The following is a 17,603-nucleotide window of genomic DNA, read 5'->3' on the forward strand; positions in this document are numbered from 1 at the left end:
CGTCTCGGGTTTCGAGGTCGGCCGCTCGCCCTCGCTTTCGGTCTCGCGCTCGTCCTCGCGTTCCTCCTCGCCCGCGACGCTGCCCATCGAACTGGGCTGTTCGACCGCCTGACTCGACTGCGCGACGGATTCGGTCCCCTCGTCAGTCCCGGACTCCTCGGTCGTCTCGGACCCCTCCTCGTCACCCGTTACGCTCTTCAGCGTCTCGTCGACTTCGTCCTTGATGTCCTTCAGCGCGTCCGTCGCCTCGGACGCCTCGTCGATATCGACGTCCTCCAGCGTCTCGTCGACGCCGCCCTCGCCGCTCGAACGCCGGCCGTACACGAACCCGGCGACGAAGGCGACGCCCATCGCGAGCCCGCGCACGAGTCCGCTCGAGCCGTCGGACCCCACCCGTCCCTCTCGCGTCGTCTCCTCCACCCGTGACTCGTCAGTTTGTCGGAACACGGGGTTCGATTCGTCCGAAGCGCACTTGCCGGTTGTGGCAGGCGCGCGAACGGTCGGGGCGGGGACGGTCAGTCCAGAACGAGTTCGACGGGGTAGTCGGTGAGGTTCTCGTAGCCGTCCTCGGTGACGACGACGAGGTCCTCGATGCGGACGCCGCCGACCTCGGGGTCGTACAGCCCGGGTTCGACGGTGACGACGTGGCCCGGTACCAGTTCCCCGCCGCTGGGACTCAGTCGCGGGAGTTCGTGCACGTCGAGACCGACGCCGTGGCCCGTGCTGTGGATGAACCCCGTCTCGGCGTCGGGGTCGCTGCGCAGGGTCGCGTATCCGGCGTCCTCGTACACGTCGCAGACGGCGTCGTGAACGTCCTCGCCCGTCGCGCCTGGCTCGATGGCGGCCAGTGCCGCCTCCAGCGCCTCGTGCGTGCTGTCGTACCGCTCCCGTAGTTCGTCGGAGGGGTCGCCCCGGAGGAAGGTCCGGGTCATGTCGGCGTGATACTTGCTCGCCTTGTCCCGCGGGAAGATGTCGACGATGATCGGCTCGTCGGCCGTGAGCGGGCCGCTGCCGCGGTCGTGTGGGTCGGCGGCGTCGGCCCCACAGGCGACGATGGTCTCGTCGAGCGCCGCGCCGCGGCGCAGCAGCGTCATCTCTATCTCCTCCTTGACGCGCTCGCTGGTCAGCGGTTCCCCCTCGTACTGCAGGATACCGTCCTCGACCGACGCCGCCGACAGCAGGTCCTCGGCCGCCCGCATCGCAGCCTCGTTGGCGCGCTGGGCGGTCCGGACGTGCTCGACCTCCTCGTCGGTCTTGGTGGCGCGGACGTCGGTGACGACCTCGGACTCGTCGGCCGCGACGCCGACGCCCCGCTCCCGAACGCCGTCTGCGGTCCCGACCGGGAACCGCTCGGGGACGACGACGGACTCGACGCCGTGGTCGTCGAGGAACTCTGCGACGACGCGGTGGCGGCCCCCGGCCCGACCGTGCTCGGCCACTTTCGACCGGTAGTCGTAGTCGGCGAGCCGTGCGACCGAGTCAGCGCGACTCTCGGTCTGCGCGCGGCCGTACTCCAGGCTGGAGACGAGCAGGCGGACCGCGCCGTCCTCGTACAGCGTGAGGAAGGGGTCGGGCGCGTCGAACCCGGAGAGATAGAGCTGGTCGGAGTCGGTCGAGTCGGCGTCGACGAGGTAGCCGTCGGCCCCGGCCGAACCGAGCGCCTCGTCGAGCGCTGAGAGGTCTGGGTCCATACCGGGGCGAGACGGGCGACGGACAAAACGATACCGGGACTGGCAGGTCGCGTCCCGCATCACTTTTCGCCGGGGGGTACCAACGGCCACCCATGGCACGGCGTGACGCGGCCGACCCGGTTGGGAATCCGTCGAGCGACGAGCGCGCGAACTACGACTACGCCTCCGAGGACGTCCGACGCCCCGCGCTCGTCGACGACCTGTCGCGTCTGGTCGCGGGCGAGGTGCGGTTCGACGAGTACTCCCGGGAGCTGTACGCGACGGACGCGAGCGCCTACGAGGTGACGCCAATCGGCGTCGTCTTCCCCGAGTCGACCGCCGACGTGGCGGCGGTGATGGAGTACTGCGCCGAGCGCGAGATTCCGGTCCTCCCCCGAGGCGGCGGTACGAGCCTCGCAGGCCAGGCCGTCAACGAAGCGGTCGTCCTCGATTTCACCCGCCACATGGACGCGCTGCTCGACACCGACCCCGACGCCCGGACCGCCCGCGCCCAACCTGGCGTCGTCCTCGCGGAACTGAACGCGGCGCTCGCACCGCACGACCTGAAGTTCGCGCCGGACCCGGCGTGGGGCGACAAGAGCGCCCTCGGCGGCGCAATCGGCAACAACTCGACGGGGGCACACTCCCTGCAGTACGGCAAGACCGACGCCTACGTCGAGGAGTGCGAGGTCGTTCTCGCGGACGGCACCGTGACGACCTTCGGCAAGGTGACGCTGGACGAACTCGAAGCGCGCGCCGACCCCGACGGCGACCTCGAAGCGCGCATCCACGCCGAGGTCCTGCGGATAGTCGACGAGGAGGCCGACGCGGTCCGGGAGGCGTTTCCCGACCTGAAGCGCAACGTCTCGGGGTACAACCTGAACCGGCTGGTCGCGGAGGCCGACGACGGAAGCGTCAACCTCGCACGCCTGCTCGCCGGCAGCGAGGGAACGCTGGCCATCGTCACGGAGGCGACCGTCGGCCTCGAACCCGTCCCGGAGACGAAGGCGATGGCGCTGTTCGCCTACGACGACCTGCTGACCGCGATGGCCGACGTGGCACCTATCCTCGACCACGACCCGGCCGCCGTCGAGGTGCTGGACGACGTGCTGCTGGACCTCGCACGCGACACCGACGAGTTCGAGGACGTGGTCGGGATGCTGCCCGAGGCCACCGACTCCGTGCTGCTCGTCGAGTTCTACGCCGAGGACGACGAGGAGGGCCGCGAGAAGGTGGCCGCCCTGCGGGAAGCGCGCGACGGGGACCGCTCGTTCGCGTTGATGGAGGCCCACGGCGAGGCCGAGCGCGCCAGGTTCTGGAAGCTCCGGAAGGCGGGCCTCCCCATCCTGCTCTCGCGGACCTCTGACGCGAAGCACATCAGCTTCATCGAGGACGCGGCGGTTCCGCCCGAGAACCTGCCGGACTACGTGGCGGACTTCCAGGAGGTGCTCGAAGACAACGACACGTTCGCCAGCTTCTACGCCCACGCCGGCCCGGGGTGCCTGCACATCCGGCCGCTCGTGAACACGAAGAGTCCGGCCGGGGTGAACCAGATGGAGAACATCGCGGACGGGGTGACGGACCTCGTCGTCGAGTACGGCGGCAGCGTTTCGGGCGAGCACGGCGATGGCCGGGCGCGCACGCAGTGGAATCGGAAACTGTACGGCGAGGACGTCTGGGAAGTGTTCCGGGAGCTCAAGACGGCGTTCGACCCCGACTGGCTGTTGAACCCCGGCCAGGTCTGCGGCGACGTCGACATGACCGAGAACCTTCGGTTCGACTCGGACTACGAGTTCGACGCCGGCTTCGACCCCCAGCTCGAGTGGGAGAACGAGAACGGCTTCCAGGGGATGGTCGAGCTCTGTCACGGCTGCGGCGGCTGTCGCGGCGGCCAGGAGACCACGGGCGGCGTGATGTGTCCGACTTACCGGGCCGCCGACGAGGAGGTCACCTCCACGCGCGGTCGGGCGAACCTCCTCCGGCAAGCCATGTCGGGAGAACTCCCGGAAGGCGAGCAGTTCGACGTGGAGTTCATGGCGGAGGTGATGGACCTCTGCATCGGCTGCAAGGGCTGCGCTCGCGACTGCCCCAGCGAGGTCGACATGGCGAAACTCAAAGCCGAGGTCGAACACGAACATCACCAGCGCAACGGCGCGAGCCTCCGCGACCGCCTCTTCGCCGACGTCGAACGGCTCTCCGAACTCGGCAGCGCGCTCGCGCCCGTTTCGAACTGGGCGTCGAAGGTGCCGGGGGCGCGCACCGTGATGGAGAAGGCAATCGGCGTCGCACGCGAGCGCTCGCTGCCCACGTTCCACCGCGAGAGCCTGGAGGACTGGTTCGACGCCCGCGGGGGCTGTCGGGTTCAGGTCGGCGACGCCGACCGCCGCGTCCTGCTCTTTCCCGACACGTACACGAACTACAACCACCCCGACGCGGGCAAGGCCGCGGTTCGCGTGCTCGAGGCCGCGAACGTCCACGTCGCGATTCCTGACGGGGTCACCGCCAGCGGTCGTCCGGCCCACTCGAAGGGCTTTCTCGACGTGTCCCGCGAGCGCGCCCGGCGGAACGTCGAGGCGCTCGTCCCCCGCGTCCGGGACGGCTGGGACGTGGTCGTGGTCGAACCCTCCGACGCCGTCATGCTCCAGTCGGACTACCTCGACCTCCTGGGCGCGTCGGAGCCGTCCGGTCGGTCCAGCGGGCAGTACGACGAACCGCGAAGCGCCGACCCCGACGCCGGCGGGATTCGGACCGCCGCGGAGCGCCTCGCTGCGAACACCTACGGCGTCTGCGAGTACCTCGACTCCTTCGAGTTCGACCTCTCGCTCGACGGCCGTGGGTCGCTGACCTACCACGGCCACTGCCACCAGAAGGCGACGAAGAAGGACCACCACGCGGTCCGCGTCCTCCGGGCGGCGGGCTACGACGTGGACGAACTCGACTCCGGGTGCTGTGGCATGGCGGGCAGTTTCGGGTACGAGGCCGAACACTACTCGATGAGCCGTGCCGTCGGCTCGATACTGTTCGACCAGGTCGCGGCCAGCGACGGCGAGGAAGTCGTCGCGCCCGGCGCGTCCTGTCGGACGCAACTGGACGACAGCGAGGTGGTCGGCGAGGAGCCACCACATCCCGTCGAGAAGGTCGCCGCGGCGCTGGAGTAGTCGCCATCGACGTCGTCGGTCGCGTCCGGTCACCGACCAGGCCCCGCGGCGCACGGTCGCGACGGGGGCTCTCCCGGGAGATGGCGGGAACCGTTTTCAGGCTCGCACCCAATGGTGGCATCCGAACGGGTGGCAATCATGGAGGTTCCGTCTCAGCACTCCCAGCACGAACGGGCCCAGGAGTTGCCGCTGTTGACCGACTCTGCGACGGTCAGCAGCGTCGACCACCTCGACGAGAATCGCACCGAGGAGATAGTCGACCGCGTGTTCGACCTGCTGGACCAACACGGCAGGGACGAGGTGAGAGCGCAGGTCGAACGCCTGGCGGCCAACGATATCGACTGGGACGAACTCGAGTCGCTGCTCGACGAGGAGGATTACGGCAACCTGCGGACCGTCGTCGACACGCTCCGGAAGCGCTTCGAGCGCTCCTTCCCGGGACTGCTCCAGTTGCGGTTCGAGTTCGACGACGAGTTCGACTTCGTCCCCGGTCAGTACGCGACCGTCCGGTTCGAGGACACGCCGCGCCCCTACTCCATCGCCAGTTCGCCCAACGACGACGCCATCGAGACTGCGGTCCGGCGCGTCCCGGGTGGGCGACTCACGTCGAAGATGTTCTCAGACATATCGGAGGGCGACGAGGTCGTCCTTCGGGGGCCGAACGGCGAGTTCGTCCTGCAGGAACCGTCGACGCGGGACATGGCGTTCCTCGCGACCGGGACCGGCGTCGCGCCGCTCAAGAGCATGATAGAGTTCACGTTCGAGGAGGGTCGCGACGAGGTCGGCGGCGAGCGGCGCGACCTCTGGCTGTTCCTGGGCGCGTCGTGGGAGGACGACCTGCCGTACCGCGAGCGGTTCCGCGAACTCGACGACGAGCGCGAGAACTTCCACTTCGTCCCCACCTGCTCCCGCGAGGAGTATCTCACCGACTGGGACGGAGAGACGTCGTACGTCCAGCAGACCCTCGTGAAGTATCTCACTGAGGCGGCGAGGGCGGACCTCGACGGGAAGATGGCGGGGGTCGCCGACCAGGACCCGAAGTACGATGTCGACGCCCGTGTCGACCCGAGCGACCTGGAGGTGTACGCCTGCGGCATCAACGTGATGGTCGGGACGCTCGTCGACACGGTCCGGTCGCTGGGAGTGCCCGACGAGTACGTCGAGTTCGAGGGGTTCGGGTAGTCGGTGGTCCGGGCCTCGCCGTGGGAACGCATATCCCCTCACGGACCGTAGCGCGTTCCATGCCGACAGTCCACTTCCGCGGGCGCGAACTCGATTGCGATGAGGGAATGATACTCCGGGACGTGCTGCTCGAAGCGGGCGAGTCGCCACACAACGGGACGTCGAACTACCTCAACTGCCGCGGCCACGCGACCTGCGGCACGTGCGCGGTCGAGGTCGACGGCGAGGTGGGCGAACCGACGAGCGACGAACGGCGTCGCCTCCAGTTGCCGCCCCACGACCCCGACGCCGGCCTTCGACTGGCCTGCCAGACCGCCGTGTACGGCGACGTCTCCGTCGAGAAACACGACGGGTTCTGGGGCCAGAAGGTGGACCGCTGAGCGCCGGCGACGGTCGCGCCGTCCGGTCGTCGGCGACGACCCGGCGTCAGTCGCTCTCGGCCCACTCGATGGCCCGTTCGACGGCGTCCGCCTTCGAGTCCGTCTCGGCGACGGTGGTCCACTCGTCCGCGTCGACGTCGTACTGGTAGACGGCGTACCCCTCGTCGCGGTACGTGAGGTTCTCGACGTACAGTTCCACGTCCTCCTCCTCGTCGAGCCAGACGCGAATCTGCTTGCCGCCTTCGAGGTCCTCGCGGCGTCGCCACCCGGAGACGCTCATGCGCTGGACCCCCAGTCCGAGATTCCCAGGACCGAGTCACAGTCCGGGCAGGTCCACACCTTCGGCGTGCTCGCCGCGGACGCCTGTTCGAGTCGCTCCGCCCACTCCGTGATGTTCGATTCGCAGTGCGGGCACGTAGCCATGTGACGGTGTGACGAGGGGGTGGAGTTTGTAGTTTCGGGCCAGCCCCCTGCCGCCCGGCGACGGCTCGGCCGAACGGTCTCGGGCCGCCGAGACGGGTCCGTCGAGCGCCACTATCCCCCTGCGGTCCGGCGACGGGCCCTTACAGCCAGCCCGACTCGCGGAAGTACGCCACGAGGACGACGGTCACGCAGAGCATCCCCAGCAGCACCGCGGGGTAGCCGAACTGCCAGCCGAGCTCCGGCATGTTGTACGGGCTCCCCTCGAAGTTCATCCCGTACACGCCGGCGACGAAGGTCAGCGGAAGGACGATGGTGGCGACGACGGTCAGCCTCTTCATCACCTCGTTGGTCGACATCGACAGGGAGTTGAGGTAGATGTCGCGCGCGCCGCTGGCCAGGTCCCGGTACGTCTCGGTCAGGTCGACGAGCTGGACGACGTGGTCGTACGCGTCCCGGAAGTACTTCTCCGTCTCGGTCCGCACCTGGTCGGGGTCGCCGCGCGCGAGGACGCCGACCGCCTCCCGCGTCGGCCACAGGAGCTTCCGGAACGACAGCAGCTCCCGACGGACCCCGTTTATCGCCTCCAGGGTGGCGACGTCGAGGTCGTCGATGATGGAGTCTTCGACCTCCTCGATTCGGGTCTCGATCTGGTCTAGTTCCTCGAAGTACGCGTCGACGATTCTGTCGACGATGCGGTAGGCGGCGAAGTCCGGGCCGTACGAACGCAGACGACCGTCCCGTTCGACCGCGTTCCACGCCCGGTCGACCGTCGCTATCTGGTGCTCCGAGAGGGTGACCAGCCAGTCGTCGCCCACGAACAGGCCGACCGATTCGGTGCGTATCTCCTCGTCGAACGTCGTTTCGCCCAGTACCAGGTCGGCGGTCTTCAGCAGGACGAACGCGTGGTCGCCGAACTCCTCGGTCTTCGCCCGGACGCCGTTGCGCACGTCCTCGACGGAGAGGGGGTGGATGCCGAAGACGTCTGCGACGCGGTCGAGTTCCTCCGGGGTCGCCTTGGTCGCGCGCACCCACGCGGTCCCGGGCGCGTCGCGGGCCGCGGCCGGGTCGTCGAACCGTCGGACCTCGTCGGCGGTGTACGTCAACGCCATTATCATCGCTTGCCGCTCCCGACGGCGACGAGCGTGACGCCCACCATGACGCCGGTGACGGACAGCGCGCGGCCCGAGTACGGTGCGACGATTCCCGCGACGTAGCCCGCCAGCCCCGCGAGCGTGAGCGCGAGACCGGCGGCGAGCGTGCGATTCATACTGCACCTGCGGCGGGGGCGAGAAATAAGCGTTGGTGCGCTCGCGAGCGTCCCGCGGTCGACGGCGCCATCGTCGCTCAGGATTCGTGCTGGACGCCCTCTATCAGGCGGAAGACGTCGTCTTCCATGTCGACGAGCGACGGGTAGACGCCCATCGCCACGACCACGTCGTCACCGTGCTCGACCTTGGCGACGTGGATGGTCACGTCGACCTCGCGGCCGGCGACGGTTGCGGTCGCCTCGAACTTCGAGACGGAGGTTTCCTTGCCGAGCATCGTCGCGTTGCGTCCTCCGACCTTCCGGACGTCCTTGACGCCTTCGTACCGCTGGACGAACTTCTCGACGAGCTTTCGGTCGCTGTACCGGGCCAGCGGGTTCACGGACTCGCCGGCGATCTCGAACCGCGGGCTGCTGAGCGTGGCGAACGAGGCGACCGGCTTCTGTCCGGTGCCCTCGACGCTGAGCCCCTTCTCGTACTCGGCGACCCAGTTCGTCACCTTCACCTTCCGCGACTGGCCGCCGGCCTCGAACGTCCGGTTCTCGACCACCTTGTCGACCCGCTTCTGTTCGTACCCGGCGTCTGAGAGCGCCGCGTCGCTCACCGTCGCCTTCGACGCGCTGAACGCGAGCGTGTCGCCGAGCAGAAAGCCGACGCAACCGCTCGTGAGGACGACGACGAGCACCGCGACCGTGAGGGACTTCCGTCGCATACAGCCCCCCGGTTTACCCCGCCAAGGGATAAAAGCGACGGCCCGGAGCGACGAAAACGAGTGGGGTCGCGCCCGGAAGAAAACGGCAGCGCGACGAGCGGAACGGAGACCGCGCTACGGCAGGCGGAACTCCGGTCCGGAGTCGGTGTCCTGGACGTCGACGCCGACGGCTTCGAGTTCGTCCCGGAGTTCGTCGGCCCGCTCGTAGTTCCCCGCCTCGCGCTCCCGTTCGCGCACGTCGAGGACGAGTTCGACGAGGTTCTCGGCGAGGCGCACGTCACCCTCCGTCTCCCCGCCGAACGTGAACCCGAGGACGCCACCGCCGAACGCGTCGAACGTCTCGACGGTCCGCCGGAGGCCGACGTAGTCGAACGCCTCGCGGTCGTCGAGGTGACGGTTGGCCGCGGTCACGAGGTCGAGCAGCGCGGCGAGCGCCCGGCGCGTGTTGAAGTTGTCGTTCATGGCGTCCGCGAACGCCTTGCGGGCGTCCTCGACTGCCGCCCGGAGGTCGTCGTCCTCGACCTTCGTGCCGGCGTCGGGGCCGTCGAGCGCGTCCACCGCCCGGTCGTAGCCGGCCGAGAGGCGCTCCCAGCGGTCCTCGGCTTCCGCCACGGTGTCGTCGCTGTACGTCTGGCGGTTGTCGTATGCGGTCGACAGCAGGAACATCCGGACGACGTTCGCGCCGAGTTCGGCGACGGCGTCCCGGACCGTGAAGAAGTTCTGCAGGCTGGAGGACATCTTCTCGCCTTCCGTCTCGAGCAGACGGACGTGCAACCAGTAGCGGACGAACTGCTGGCCGGTCGCGGCCTCGCTCTGGGCCACCTCGTTCTCGTGGTGCGGGAAGACGAGGTCCTGGCCGCCGACGTGGACGTCGATGGTCTCGTCCAGATGCGTCATGCTCATCGCCGAGCACTCGATGTGCCATCCGGGGCGGCCCTCGCCCCAGGGCGAGTCCCACGTCTCGCCCTCCGGATGGTCGACGGCGTAGTCGGTGTCCGGGTCGCGGTGCTCCTCGACGGAACCTTCGTCCACGCCGTCGGCCTTCCAGAGCGCGAAGTCCGCGGGGTGGCGCTTTTCGGCCAGTTCGCCGTCTGCGCCCTGGGCCTCCATCTCCTCGACGTCCTGGTTCGATAGCTTGCCATAGTCGTCGAACGTCGTCACGTCGAAGTACACCGAACCGTTTGACTCGTAGGCGTAGCCCTTCTCGACGAGCGTCTCCACGAGGTCGATTATCTCGGGGACGTGCTCGCTGACCCGGGGGTACACCTCAGCGCGCCGGAGGTTCAGCGACCGCATGTCCCGGATGGTCTCGGTGACGAAGCTACGGGCGACCTCGCTCTCGCTGTCACCGAGGTCGTCCTCGCCGACCCGGGCGGTTATCTTCTCGTTCACGTCCGTGATGTTCTCGACGTGGTGGACGTCGTAGCCCAGGTGTTCCAGCCAGCGATGCATCACGTCGACGTGCACCCAGCCGCGAGCGTGGCCGAGGTGGGCGAAATCGGAGACCGTCAATCCGCAGTAGTAGAGCAGGACCGAGTCGGGGTCCTGGGGCTCGAACGGTTCCCGCTCGCCCGTGAGCGTGTTCGTCACCGAGAGTGTCATGGACAAGGGTAGTAGCACCGGCTGTTTTAAACCGTCGGAAGCGTCACTCGTCGCCTCCGACGGGGCGAGCTACCCCGTCGCCGGCACTGCCGAGAGCGCGTCCTCGACCACGCGGACGGCGTCCGCCCCGTCCCGGCGCTCGACCACCACGACCAGCGCGTCGCCGCCGACCGCCGCCGCGACGACGGCGACGCCCGCGGCGGCGAGCCGCGAGAGCGCGTGGGAGAGCGCCGCCGCGTCCACCTCGCCCGTGGCGACGACGCCCGTGAGCGATCCGGCCCCGGGTTCGAACGCCGCGTCGCCGACCGCGAGCAGGGCGTCACCGGCGCGCTCGGACGTCCCGTCGACCGCCCCCAGGCCGCTCTCCATGGCGACCCGGACCGACCGCGACTCGGAGTCCTCGTCCGGAAGCTCCTCGGCGTACCGCCGGAGGGCGGTCGCGATGGCCTCGGTGTCTCCCGTCAGGTCGGTTGTCGACTCGAGATATCGGGCAGCGGCGGTGTAGTTCACCACGCCGGCGCGCAGCGCCGCGAGCAGGAACGGCCTGCCGTCCGCCGCCTCACGGGTGACTGCTGCGAGTGACATCACCCGAGGAGACGGAGAGTCGCGTGAAAAGGGATGCGGTCACGGAAAGTCACGGAGAAAGCCCCGCCTTCAGGGCGGAGAAGACGTCAATCCAGGAGGAAGTAGGCCGCGACGCCGACTCCCACGAGAACGACGAGCGTCCCGAACAGGGCGGCGAGACCGTTCACGAGCAGACCGGCGGTGACGGCCAGCGCCAGGGCCGCGACGCCGAGCGCGACGAGCGGGAGGTTGCGCCGAAGTTCGCCGGGGTCGTCGTCCCGTTCGGTCGTCGGCCGCCGTGGCGTGGTGAGGTCGTCGTCCACCGGGATGGCGTCGCTGCGCTCCTCGGGTTCGACGTTCACGTCGACGTACGCGCTCTCGGCGCCGTACCCCGTGACGACCTTGAGCCGGCCGCTCGCCGGCAGGTCCCCGCGGAGTTCGACCCCGACCGACCGAGTCGAGCCCTCCTCGACGTAGTGGTTGCTCGCCTCGAGCGTGGCGACCTCGCCCAGTTCGTCGTCTAACCGGAGGTGGACGTGAACCGGTGCGCCGTGGTTCTCCAGTGCGACTGCGAACGAGCCGTCGGCCTCGAACGACGCCGGCACGTCGACGTCGTGGAGGCCGTCGCGGTTGAGGTCGACGGGAAGGGTCTCCGACACGGTGTCCTCCTGTCAGTGTCTACCGTCAGGCCTCACGCATGTCCGGCGGCAGGAGGTTCGGGATGCCGTCCTCGATGGGGTAGCGCTCGCCGCACTCCGTGCAGGTGAGCGTACCTTCGAGGACCTCCTCGTCGTCTTCGACGTCAACGTCGAGTTCGAGTTCCTGCTTGTCCAGCGGACAGCAGACGATGTCCATCAGGGACTGCTTCATGTCCGGGGGGACGGAATCGGAGGGCAAAAGCCTACGGATTCGACGCCGCCGTTCGCGCCACACGCGCCCTTCCGGCCGTTCGCACCGTCCCCGTCGGCCGCCGGGACGGTAGTGCGACCGCTTTCGCGCCGACCGAACCGGCCGCCAGCGGCCGACATTCCGTTGCGGCCACAGCGTTGATGCGCGCAGTGACGGAAGAACGGGTGTGAGGATGATAGAACAGACGACCGCCAGGAGGGACGGATGAGCCAGATCGGCTACACGCTGTCCAGCGAGGAGCACGGCCCGATGGAACTCGCGGACTACGCCGCCCACGCCGAGGAGGTCGGTTTCGACTTCGCGTCCATCTCGGACCATTTCCACCCCTGGACCAGCCAGCAGGGGGAAGCGCCGTTCGTCTGGTCGACGCTCGGGGCGGTGGCGCGCGCGACCGACGACCTGCCGGTCGGCGTCGGCGTCAACTGCCCGATTATGCGCATCCATCCGGTCAACGTCGCGCAGGCCGCCGCGACGACCGCGGAGATGTTCGACGGGCAGTTCTTCTTCGGCGTCGGCACCGGCGAACGCCTGAACGAGCACGTCACCGGCGAGCACTGGCCGGAACACAGCGTTCGCATGGAGATGCTCGAAGAGGCGGTTGAGATAATCCGGAAGCTCTGGCAGGGCGGCCAGCAGAGCTACTACGGCGACCACTTCACCGTCGAGAACGCGCGACTGTTCACCCTGCCCGACGAACTGCCGCCCATCGTCGTCTCGGCGTTCGGCGAGAAGGCGGCGAAGGCGGCGGCCGACATCGGCGACGGCTTCTGGAGCGTCGGCCCGCAAGACGTGGTCGAGACGTACGAGGAAGCCGGCGGCGAGGGGCCGCGCTACAGTCAGATGACGGTGTGCTACGCCGAGGACGAGGAGGAGGCTATCGACACCGCCCACGAGTGGTGGCCGAACTCGGCGCTGTCCGGCGAACTCAACTCCCAGTTGCCGACGACGACCCACTTCGAGCAGGCCTGCGAGATGGTCTCCCGAGAGGACATCGCCGAGGACAGCATCGTCACCGACCCCGACCCCCAGACCCACGTCGAGAACCTCCGGGAGTTCGTCGACGCGGGCTACGACCACGTCTACGTTCACCAGATCGGTCCCGACCAGGAGTCGTTCTTCGACTTCTACGAGGAGGACGTTCTGCCCGCGTTCGACTGAACTCGCGGAGTTCGCCGACCACGCGACGCTTCGTGGCGGACGACCCGCCGCGCGGCTATCCGACTTACAGCGTCCGCGCGACCGCGACCGGACGTCGGTCCGTCGCCCTCCCTCGGCGGACCCACGGTCGAATTCCCGCGTCTCCCGCCCGGAAGGGTGAAACGATTTTTTCATCCTACCGAACAACTTTGTCATCTGTCGTACCAGATGGCTGCATGCCGACTCGCAACCGACGACTCCTTCTCGCGCTCGCGCTGGCGAGCCTCGTCGTCCTGGCTGGCTGTTCGGGCGGTAGCAACGACGCGGCGGCCCCGGCGAACGGCGACGGTGCCGCCACCGATGGGGCCGGCGCACCGTCGAACGAGGACGACCGGGCCGGCGACAAAGAGCGGTCGGCGCTGGACGTACGGCAGCGCGCGCTCGTCCGGACGGGGAACGTGACGCTCCGAGTCCAGTCGTTCGACGCCGCCCACGACAATCTGACGGAGATGGCACGCTCGCGAGGTGGCTTCGTGAGCGACTCCAGCGAACAGGTTCACCAGCGCAAGAACCGGACCTGGACCACCGGGACGCTCGTCCTCCGGGTGCCGTCGGAGAACTTCTCGACCGCGTTCCGACGGGGCGAACGCGAGGGGAACGTGACGAAGTCGAACACGGCGACGATGGACGTGACCGACAGGCTGGTCGACCTGAACGCGAGACTGAAGAACTTGCGCTCCCAGCGCGAGCGTCTCCGCACCCTCTACGAGAACGCGAGCGACACTGGAGCGGTGCTCGAAGTCCAGAAGCGCCTCTCGACGGTCCAGTCCGACATCGAACGCCTCGAAGCGAAAAAGCAGTCCCTGGAGCGGCGGGTCGCCTACTCGACGATAACGGTAGAACTCGCGGAACCGAAACCCGATCCCGAGCCGACCGCGACCGGCGACGAGCGGGCGTGGTACGAGACGGACGTCGTCGCCGCGTTCGTCGACTCCGTAGGGGGAACGCTGGTCGTTCTCCGGGCACTCGTCGTCGGCGGTGCGTACCTCCTGCCGTACGCTGTCGTGTTCGGCGTCCCGGTCGCTGGCGCGGTGGTCCTGTGGCGGCGACGGCGGACGGCGACCGAGGCAGCGACGGAAGAGAACTGACTCACAGACGCTCGTCGACGTGGTCCGCGGCCTTCAGCGCGAGCGCGGCGATGGTGAGCGTGGGATTCAACGCGCCGCTCGTGACGAAGACGCTGCTCGAGGCCACCGAGAGGTTCCGCAGGTCGTGCGTCCGGAGTCGGGGGTTCACGACGCTCGACGCCGGGTCGGTGCCCATCCGCGTCGTGCCCATGTGGTGGAACGCCGGCCCCGTGTTCCCGGGACCGACCCGCCAGGTCACGTCGGCCCCGAGTTCGTCCAGAATCGCGCGTTGAATCTCGTTCGCGCGTCGCAGGGTGGCTCGCGTCCGGTCGTTGACGCGCCAGTGAATCGCCGGAACGGGGTTGCCGCGGTCATCCGTGGTCGAGGGGTCGAGTTCCACGCGGTTCTCCTTCCGTGGACGCTGTCCCGCGAGTGCGCCCATGCCGACGCTGTTGCCGTACGCCTCCCGCATCGACGCCAGCAACGAGTCGCCCCACTCGTCGGCGTCGAGTGCGAGGCCGACCGGCGTCGGGCCGGCGTAGTTCAGGAACTCCAGTTTCAGCGGTCCCGGTTCCGGCCCGTCGCCGGACCACGCCGGGATTCCGCCCTCGGTGCCCGAAGTGGCCCGCGTCGGGTCCTCGTAGAACTGGTGGCACTCGCTGGTTATGAACCCGACGTGGTGCTGGCGCGTCCGCCGGTCGACGGTGCCGCCCATCCCCGCGAACAGGTGGTCCATGAAGTAGCGTCCCACCGCGCCACTCCGGTTGGCGAGACCGTCCGGATACCGCTCGGAGCGCGAGAGGAGGAGGAGGCGAGGAATCTCGACGCCGCCGGCGGCGAGCACGAACTCGCGGGCCGTCTGGCGGTGCGTCCGGCCGTCCGGCGTGGCGTAGACTGCCGCCGTCACGCGGTCGCCCGCGTCGTCGTGGACGAGTCGCTGGACCGGGGCGCAGTCGACGACGCGTGCCCCCTCTGCCTCGGCCTTGCGGACGTGGACGTCGGCACTGTACTTCGCGCCGGAGGGACAGACCGGTTTGCAGGTGCCGTAGCCGACGCACTGGCCCCGACCGTCGTTCGGTTCCGAGTTGCGAGCGTTCGGCACCGAGTGCATCGCGACGCCGAGGCGCTCGCACGCGTCTGCGAAGACGGAGTCGCTGTGCGAGGGCGGAAACGCGGGGAGGGGAAACGGCTCCTCGCGCGGCGGTGCGAAGGGGTTGTCGTCCGCGCCCGCGACGCCCATCTCCCGTTCCGCCTTGTCGTAGTACGGCCGGAGGTCGGCGTAGTCGAGCGGCCACGACGCGAAGTCCGACTCGTGGAACCGGAACACCATCCCCTGCCAGTGCAGCGTCGTCCCGCCGACGCCCTTGACCCGGGCGGCGTTGAGCGGGTAGTGGCGCTTCCCCGGAGCCGTGTAGGCGTCTCGCGGCCCGCCCATGTCCCAGACGGAGAGCGGATCGTAGCCCGGCCGGAGGTGGCGTTCCATGCGTCGCTCCTCGCTCGTGGGGTCGAACCGCTCGCCCGCTTCGAGGACGACGACATCGTGTCCGCGGCGCGCCAGCGAGTGAGCGACCAGCGCGCCCGCCGGCCCGGCCCCGACGACGCAGACGTCCGCGCGTTCGCCGGGCGTGCGGTCGGTCGTCGCGCTCTCGCTCACGACTCCGGCCCCCGTTGGTAGCTGTCGAGTCCACCGGGGTGGCCGGGCGGGTTCTCGGTTCCGACGAGTTTCCCGCCCGCCGGAGACGTGTAGAGGGCGTACAGCAGGTCGTCGACGAGGAAATGACGGATTCGTTCGGCGTCGGTGCCCTCCGGGTCCGGGTCGGCGGTGTGGACCGCCATGTCGTGCAGGAGGTCGTCGCGTCCGCCGGGCGAGAGCGCCGCGAACTCGACGTCCTTCCACGTGGTTGCGTAGTCGTCGAGCGTGGCGAGCGCGTCGCTCATCCCGCGACGGTACGTTTCACGGGTCTCGACGCGACGGACGGAGTAGGTCTGGACGAACTCCGGGATTCCAGTCACGTCGGAGGGGTAGAGGACCTCCGCGAGCGCGACGAGCGTCTCGACGTCAGCGTCGCCCAGCGGCGGTTCCTCCGCGTTCCAGGGTGCGCGATCGAGCAAGGCGGTCCCCGCGCCGACCCCCGCCGCGGCGCCGACGGTGGCGAGCGCGGCCAGCGCGTCCCGGCGCGTCAACTCCCGTTCGCCCATCTCGTCCGCGGTTAGGCGAGCCTAAACTTCAGCCTTGCCTTCCCCGCCGAGCCGGAATCAGCCCGAACGATTGCTTCACACAATTTATTTGGGTGCACGGACAGTCGCTCCGGGTATGTTCGTTCTGGTCAACCTGAAAGCGTACCCCTGTAACCCCGTGGAAATCGCCGAGGCCGCCCGCGACGTGAGCGAGAACAGCGACGCGGACGTCGCCGTCGCACCGCAGGCCGCCCACCTCCAGCGCGTCGCCGAGACGGGAGTCGAGACCTGGGGACAACACGTCTCCCCCGTCGAGCACGGCAGCCACACCGGGTCGACGCTCGCGGAGGCGGTCGCGGACGCTGGCGCGACTGGAACACTACTGAACCACTCCGAGCGCCGCCTCAAGCTCGCAGACATCGACGCTGCGCTCGACGCCGCCGAGCGCGCCGGCCTGGGAACGACCGTCTGTGCGAACAACCCCGACCAGATAGCGTCGGCCGCCGCGCTCGGTCCGGACGCCGTCGCCGTGGAACCGCCGGAACTCATCGGCACCGGGACGCCGGTCTGCGAGGCCGATCCGGACGTGGTGACGGACGCCGTCGACGCGGCCGCCGGCGTCGACGACGACGTGGACGTCTTCTGTGGCGCAGGCATCAGCACCGGCGAGGACCTGGTCGCCGCACGAGAACTCGGCGCGGACGGCGTCCTGCTCGCCAGCGGCGTCGCCAAGGCCGACGACCCTCGTGCCGCCCTCGAAGCGCTCGTCGAACCGCTGTAGCTCACTCCGGAACGACGACGAAGTGGTCCTCGTCCTGGGCTTCGAGCACCGAGCGTTCGCGCATGCTGAGAACGTAGCCCGTCACCGTGTGCTCCTGCTCGTGGTCCGCGCGAACGCGGACGAGATTCCCGATCAACTGCGCCGACGGCGACTTCTGGGCGGCCCCGCAGTCGTAGATCGTGAGCAGTTCGTCGCCCCGCCCGGACTCGTAGACGACGACGTGCGCGTGTCGGGGGAGGTGCCAGCGACCTTCGCCGGCCTCGGCGAGCTTGTTCATGCTCGACGGTCGGGGCGGCGGTCTCTTAGCGGTTGTGGGGCGGCAGGGACGACCTTGCGTCGACGCTTTCGCCAGGTACGGAATAGCGAACAGGCGACGCCCGGGTGTGCTTCGGTCGCGAGGGGTGCGTCGCGCTCCAGCCTCGGCCCCCGTCGCGGCGGTCGGTCAGGTCACGGCGGGAGGTGGCCGCGTCCTCCGTTTTAAATGCTTGCGTCGCCGGGCCGTCGGGAGGGACCAA

General features: G+C 69.0%; 19 protein-coding genes. 6 read left to right on the forward strand and 13 right to left on the reverse strand.

The features are described from left to right. Positions 1-515: 515 nt before the first annotated feature. Positions 516-1,691 carry a M24 family metallopeptidase gene (locus ACRYA2_RS22225; protein WP_433633165.1) on the reverse strand — a complete coding sequence of 392 codons (1,176 nt, stop codon included), beginning with the start codon at positions 1,689-1,691 and terminating at the stop codon, positions 516-518. Positions 1,692-1,783: 92 nt separating this feature from the next. Between ACRYA2_RS22225 and ACRYA2_RS22230 the strand changes: the two genes are divergently transcribed. The 3 genes from ACRYA2_RS22230 (at position 1,784) to ACRYA2_RS22240 (ending at position 6,390) form a co-directional block, all read left to right on the forward strand. Beyond that, positions 1,784-4,828, forward strand: a complete 3,045-nt coding sequence (locus ACRYA2_RS22230; RefSeq protein WP_433633167.1) for an FAD-binding and (Fe-S)-binding domain-containing protein — start codon at positions 1,784-1,786, stop codon at positions 4,826-4,828. Between the two features lie 138 nt (positions 4,829-4,966). Continuing rightward, on the forward strand, positions 4,967-6,010 hold the full coding sequence (locus tag ACRYA2_RS22235) for an FAD-binding oxidoreductase (RefSeq protein ID WP_433633169.1): 1,044 nt from the start codon (positions 4,967-4,969) through the stop codon (positions 6,008-6,010). Positions 6,011-6,069: 59 nt separating this feature from the next. Beyond that, complete coding sequence (locus ACRYA2_RS22240; RefSeq protein WP_433633171.1) at positions 6,070-6,390, forward strand: 2Fe-2S iron-sulfur cluster-binding protein; 321 nt, start codon at positions 6,070-6,072, stop codon at positions 6,388-6,390. 46 nt (positions 6,391-6,436) lie between these two features. Here the strand turns inward: ACRYA2_RS22240 and ACRYA2_RS22245 are convergent, their stop codons facing one another. The 9 genes from ACRYA2_RS22245 to ACRYA2_RS22285 form a co-directional block, all read right to left on the reverse strand. Continuing rightward, entirely contained in the window at positions 6,437-6,670 is a 234-nt protein-coding gene (locus tag ACRYA2_RS22245; RefSeq protein WP_433633173.1) for a hypothetical protein, read from the reverse strand. After that, positions 6,667-6,813, reverse strand: a complete 147-nt coding sequence (locus ACRYA2_RS22250; protein ID WP_433633175.1) for a hypothetical protein — start codon at positions 6,811-6,813, stop codon at positions 6,667-6,669. The genes ACRYA2_RS22245 and ACRYA2_RS22250 overlap by 4 nt, the downstream gene beginning before the upstream one ends. Before the next feature lie 140 nt (positions 6,814-6,953). Further along, entirely contained in the window at positions 6,954-7,928 is a 975-nt protein-coding gene (corA, locus tag ACRYA2_RS22255) for a magnesium/cobalt transporter CorA (RefSeq protein WP_433633177.1), read from the reverse strand. Continuing rightward, entirely contained in the window at positions 7,925-8,080 is a 156-nt protein-coding gene (locus ACRYA2_RS22260; RefSeq protein ID WP_433633179.1) for a hypothetical protein, read from the reverse strand. The genes corA and ACRYA2_RS22260 overlap by 4 nt, the downstream gene beginning before the upstream one ends. Positions 8,081-8,157: 77 nt before the next feature. Then, positions 8,158-8,790: a DUF6517 family protein gene (locus ACRYA2_RS22265; RefSeq protein WP_433633181.1), complete on the reverse strand. Its 633-nt coding sequence runs from the start codon at positions 8,788-8,790 to the stop codon at positions 8,158-8,160. A 114-nt stretch (positions 8,791-8,904) separates the two neighbouring features. Continuing rightward, positions 8,905-10,392, reverse strand: coding sequence for a cysteine--tRNA ligase (gene cysS, locus ACRYA2_RS22270; protein WP_433633183.1), 1,488 nt, complete (start codon positions 10,390-10,392; stop codon positions 8,905-8,907). 69 nt (positions 10,393-10,461) lie between these two features. Then, positions 10,462-10,977 carry a DUF7523 family protein gene (locus ACRYA2_RS22275; protein ID WP_433633185.1) on the reverse strand — a complete coding sequence of 172 codons (516 nt, stop codon included), beginning with the start codon at positions 10,975-10,977 and terminating at the stop codon, positions 10,462-10,464. A gap of 86 nt (positions 10,978-11,063) precedes the next feature. Continuing rightward, a complete protein-coding gene (locus ACRYA2_RS22280; protein ID WP_433633187.1) occupies positions 11,064-11,615 on the reverse strand; it encodes a DUF7524 family protein in 552 nt (183 codons plus the stop codon). Between the two features lie 25 nt (positions 11,616-11,640). Next, on the reverse strand, positions 11,641-11,826 hold the full coding sequence (locus ACRYA2_RS22285; RefSeq protein ID WP_433633188.1) for a methytransferase partner Trm112: 186 nt from the start codon (positions 11,824-11,826) through the stop codon (positions 11,641-11,643). A 243-nt stretch (positions 11,827-12,069) separates the two neighbouring features. Here ACRYA2_RS22285 and ACRYA2_RS22290 point away from each other — a divergent pair, with 243 nt between their 5' ends. Then, on the forward strand, positions 12,070-13,023 hold the full coding sequence (locus ACRYA2_RS22290; protein ID WP_433633190.1) for a TIGR03557 family F420-dependent LLM class oxidoreductase: 954 nt from the start codon (positions 12,070-12,072) through the stop codon (positions 13,021-13,023). A gap of 215 nt (positions 13,024-13,238) precedes the next feature. After that, complete coding sequence (locus ACRYA2_RS22295; RefSeq protein WP_433633192.1) at positions 13,239-14,150, forward strand: DUF4349 domain-containing protein; 912 nt, start codon at positions 13,239-13,241, stop codon at positions 14,148-14,150. Position 14,151: 1 nt separating this feature from the next. On the opposite strand, the gene ACRYA2_RS22300 is transcribed toward ACRYA2_RS22295, so the two are convergent. Further along, a complete protein-coding gene (locus tag ACRYA2_RS22300) occupies positions 14,152-15,783 on the reverse strand; it encodes a GMC family oxidoreductase (RefSeq protein WP_433633194.1) in 1,632 nt (543 codons plus the stop codon). Then, on the reverse strand, positions 15,780-16,328 hold the full coding sequence (locus ACRYA2_RS22305; protein ID WP_433633196.1) for a gluconate 2-dehydrogenase subunit 3 family protein: 549 nt from the start codon (positions 16,326-16,328) through the stop codon (positions 15,780-15,782). The genes ACRYA2_RS22300 and ACRYA2_RS22305 overlap by 4 nt, the downstream gene beginning before the upstream one ends. A 115-nt stretch (positions 16,329-16,443) precedes the next feature. On the opposite strand from ACRYA2_RS22305, the gene tpiA reads away from it, so the two are divergent. Further along, entirely contained in the window at positions 16,444-17,088 is a 645-nt protein-coding gene (gene tpiA, locus ACRYA2_RS22310) for a triose-phosphate isomerase (protein ID WP_433633198.1), read from the forward strand. Position 17,089: 1 nt separating this feature from the next. On the opposite strand, the gene ACRYA2_RS22315 is transcribed toward tpiA, so the two are convergent. After that, on the reverse strand, positions 17,090-17,365 hold the full coding sequence (locus ACRYA2_RS22315; RefSeq protein WP_433633200.1) for a hypothetical protein: 276 nt from the start codon (positions 17,363-17,365) through the stop codon (positions 17,090-17,092). Positions 17,366-17,603: the final 238 nt, after the last annotated feature.

This window comes from Halomicrococcus pelagicus (assembly GCF_050954125.1).